General features: G+C 59.4%; 1 protein-coding gene. It reads right to left on the bottom strand.

The annotated features are described in order from the left end of the window. Positions 1–292 (bottom strand): helix-turn-helix domain-containing protein (locus tag J9893_RS13060; protein ID WP_210621922.1); only part of this gene is annotated, 292 nt, incomplete at its 3' end. Positions 293–397: the final 105 nt, after the last annotated feature.

The raw sequence follows: 397 nt of genomic DNA, 5'->3' as shown, positions 1-397 counted from the left end.
TGCCCACCGCGCTTATCTGCTCCGGGCTCCACCACCAGGCGAGTGTCAGCTCGACAAACTGGATGACATCGGCAGATAGCCGAGATTTGGCCGCACTGGCCCGTCGGTGGGTGGCGTGCTGATGCGCATTGTCTGGCTGGTAGCCCTGCGGCCCGGCGTTACGACGCAGCTCCCGGTAGAGGGTGGAGCGATGAACGCCAATGGCGCGTGCGGTGGCAAGGATGGACATCCCCTGTGCGCGAAGCACCGATAACTGGTATCGTTGCCCCTCGGTCAACTGCTGATAGCTCATGGTGATACTGCTTTTACTTTGGCGAGCAGAAGGGTACCACCAATCAGCAGTTGGCCACCTCTCGCCATTCATCCATGAGTGTCGCACTTATTATCTGAATTCCCG

Source organism: Aeromonas sp. MaB10011B (genome assembly GCF_017939325.1).
Lineage (GTDB): Bacteria > Pseudomonadota > Gammaproteobacteria > Enterobacterales > Aeromonadaceae > Aeromonas > Aeromonas caviae.
Note: the sequence above shows the minus strand (reverse complement) of the source record. Positions and strands in the feature narration are given on the sequence as shown.